This is a genomic window from Phenylobacterium sp., assembly GCF_024508875.1.
In the GTDB taxonomy this organism is placed as follows: Bacteria; Pseudomonadota; Alphaproteobacteria; order Caulobacterales; family Caulobacteraceae; genus Phenylobacterium.
This window is the reverse complement of record NZ_JANINU010000258.1, coordinates 1-2,758: the sequence shown is the minus strand read 5'-3', so window position 1 is coordinate 2,758 and position 2,758 is coordinate 1. Positions and strand designations below refer to the sequence as shown.

The 2,758-nt window shown below is 69.5% G+C and carries 5 protein-coding genes; 4 read left to right on the top strand and 1 reads right to left on the bottom strand.

Translation table 11 applies throughout. From position 1 onward, the window contains the following. The 4 genes from Q0L11_RS17930 to Q0L11_RS17915 form a co-directional block, all read left to right on the top strand. A partial coding sequence (locus Q0L11_RS17930) for a cytochrome P450 (RefSeq protein WP_296599039.1) occupies nucleotides 1-551 on the top strand: 551 nt, incomplete at its 5' end. Nucleotides 552-565: 14 nt separating this feature from the next. Further along, nucleotides 566-1,588, top strand: a complete 1,023-nt coding sequence (locus tag Q0L11_RS17925; RefSeq protein ID WP_296599037.1) for a phosphotransferase family protein — start codon at nucleotides 566-568, stop codon at nucleotides 1,586-1,588. Next, on the top strand, nucleotides 1,585-1,968 hold the full coding sequence (locus Q0L11_RS17920; RefSeq protein ID WP_296599036.1) for a hypothetical protein: 384 nt from the start codon (nucleotides 1,585-1,587) through the stop codon (nucleotides 1,966-1,968). The genes Q0L11_RS17925 and Q0L11_RS17920 overlap by 4 nt, the downstream gene beginning before the upstream one ends. Before the next feature lie 112 nt (nucleotides 1,969-2,080). Continuing rightward, on the top strand, nucleotides 2,081-2,254 hold the full coding sequence (locus Q0L11_RS17915; RefSeq protein WP_296599035.1) for a hypothetical protein: 174 nt from the start codon (nucleotides 2,081-2,083) through the stop codon (nucleotides 2,252-2,254). On the opposite strand, the gene Q0L11_RS17910 is transcribed toward Q0L11_RS17915, so the two are convergent. Continuing rightward, nucleotides 2,251-2,559 carry an NIPSNAP family protein gene (locus Q0L11_RS17910; RefSeq protein WP_296599034.1) on the bottom strand — a complete coding sequence of 103 codons (309 nt, stop codon included), beginning with the start codon at nucleotides 2,557-2,559 and terminating at the stop codon, nucleotides 2,251-2,253. The genes Q0L11_RS17915 and Q0L11_RS17910 overlap by 4 nt on opposite strands. Between the last annotated feature and the right edge of the window lie 199 nt (nucleotides 2,560-2,758).

Genomic DNA, 2,758 nt, shown 5'->3' with positions numbered 1-2,758 from the left:
AGATCGACGGCCAGCCGATCTCGGACCTGGAGGCGATGAGCTACTACATCATCGTCGCCACTGCCGGGCACGACACCACTTCGTCCTCGACGGCGGGGGCCATGTGGGCCCTGGCCGAGAACCCCGGCGAATTCCGGAAGGTGAAACAGGACCCGTCGCTGATCCCGGGTCTGGTCGACGAGTCGATCCGCTGGACCACGCCGGTGAAGACCTTCATGCGCACGGCCACGGCCGACACCGAGGTGCGCGGGCGCAAGGTGAAGCAGGGCGACTGGCTGATGCTCTGCTACGCCTCGGGCAACCGGGACGAGGAGGTCTTCGACGCGCCCGACACCTTCCAGGTGGACCGCAAGCCCAACAAGCACCTCGCGTTCGGCTACGGCGCACACCTTTGCCTCGGCCAGCACCTGGCCAAGATGGAGATGCGGGTCCTCTGGGAGGAACTGCTCCCGCGGCTGGAATCGGTGGAGATTTCGGGGACGCCGGCGCTGAGCGAGGCGTTCTTCGTCAACGGGCCCAAGCGCCTGCCGATCCGCTTCCGGATGGCCTGAGCGGCGGGACGACGTTGAGCCATCCCCTGGAGCCGCGGCTGGCGGCCTACATCGCCGGCAAGCTGCCCGGCGCGACCGACGTGGCCGTCACGGCGCTGGAGCGCATCTCGGGCGGCGCCAGCCGTGAAACCTATCGGTTCGTGCTGGACTGGAGCGAGGGCGGCGAGGCCCGCTCGCGCCGGCTGATCCTGCGCCGCGACCCGCCGGCCAGCCTGATCGACACCGAGCGGCGGGTGGAGTTCGAGGCCTATCGCGCCTTCGCGGGCTCGTCCGTCCCGGTGCCCGAAATGCTGTGGCTGGAGGAGGGGGACGAGGCGCTCGACCACCCGTTCTTCATCGCCGAGGAAATCGCCGGCTACCAGGCCTCGCCGCAGATGCTGTTGTCGGGCGCCTTCGACGCGGTGCTGCCCATGCTGGCCGAGCGCAAGTGGACGATCCTGGGCGAGATCGCCAAGGCCGACCCCGCGCCGCTGGCCCGGTGGATGGAGGCCCCGCCCCTCGACGGCTGCTGGAAGCGCGAGCTCGACCATTGGGAAGCCCTGATCGACAAGGACCAGGCCGAGCCCCTGCCCGTCACCCGCGCCGCCATCCGTTGGCTGCGGGCCAACCCGCCGCCGCCGGCCCAGAAGCTGTCGATCGTCCACGGCGACTACCGGACCGGCAACTTCCTGTTCGACGAAGCCGGCCAGATCCACGGGGTGCTGGACTGGGAGATGAGCCACCTGGGCGATCCGCTGGAAGACCTGGGCTGGAGCCTGCAGCCGATCTGGAGCTTCGGTCGCGCCGGGCAGGCCGGCGGCCTGTGCAGCCCGGCCGACGCGGTCGCGATCTGGGAGCGCGCATCGGGCCTGAAGGCCGATCCGAAGGCCCTGCACTGGTGGACCCTGTTCAACTGCGTGAAGGGCCAGGGCATCTGGGTGGGATCGGCCGCCGCCTTCAACCGCGGCGGCAACCGGGCGCCGATCATGATCTATCCGGCATGGTGGCTGATCAACGCCCAGGACCGGGCCATGCTGCAACTGATGGGCAAGCTATGAACCCGCCGGTCGTTCCCGTGCTGGCCGAGTTGGCCGGCCTGCTGATGAAGAACGCCATGCCCGGCGTGCCCGAGGCGGAACGGGCATCGGACCTGTCCCTGTCGGCCATGCTGCTGCTGGTGGCGGGCGAGATGTGGGATCGACAGGCGCACATCCTGGTGGAGGAGAACCGGGCCGTCCGCGCCCTGCTGGGCGAGACGGGCGAGGACGCGGACCTGCACATTTCCGCCCTCAAGGCCGAAAACGACCGCCTGCGCGCGGCGCTGATCGAGGCCCAAGCCGCCGCCGAGGCCGCCGGCGACGCCGCCCGGCAGGACGCGATCTGGGCCGAACTCGCCGCCTCGACCGAGCGCCGGAAGCTGTCGACCGCCCCGGTCTGATTCCCTGCGTGCGACGGCTGGTCGCAACTTATCCACAACTTCGCAGGCTGCCCGTTAAGGGGCGGGAAGCCACGCCGGCTCCATCTTCCGCGCCAACGACAAGAGGTGGGTGATGGCGGCCAACGCGAAGCTCAAGCCGGTCGAGGTCGACGCGGTGATCGAGAAGCTGGATAGCGGCGAGTACGGGCGCCAGCTCGACCTGTTCCAGGACCTCATCGACGAGGCGGCCGCGGTGCTGCGGCGCGCCCACGAGGCCATGAAGGCCGAGAACACGCTGCGGTCCTAACCCTCCACCGGCGTCAGCCAGGTCCGCTCCTCCGACAGGATGAAGCGCTGGGCCTGCGCCATGGCGAAGTTATCGGCGCCGGCAGGATCGGTCCTCAGTCGCGCCCGATAGGCCTCGTACGCCGCGAGGCTGGGAAACGAGATCAGGGCCAGGGCGACGTTGTTGGTCCCCTCGTGCGGCACGTAGTAGCCGATCAGGTCGCCGCCGTTGGCCGGGATGATGGTGAGCCAGTTGCGGGCGTAGGCCTCGAAGGCCTCCTTCTGGAAGGGGTCGATCACATAGCGGATGCAGCAGGTGACGGTCATGGAAGACTCCGTTGCGAGGCGGACGACCTAGCCGGCGGCGGAGGGGGCATGTTTCGGCGGAGGGCGAAGCATCCCGGCGCGTCAGGCGCTAAGGTGGCGGCATGAGGCTGGGTCCCGACATCACCCGCATCGCCGCCCTGCTGGGCGATCCGGCGAGGGCCAACATGCTGTCGGCGCTGATGGGCGGCCAGGCGCTGAC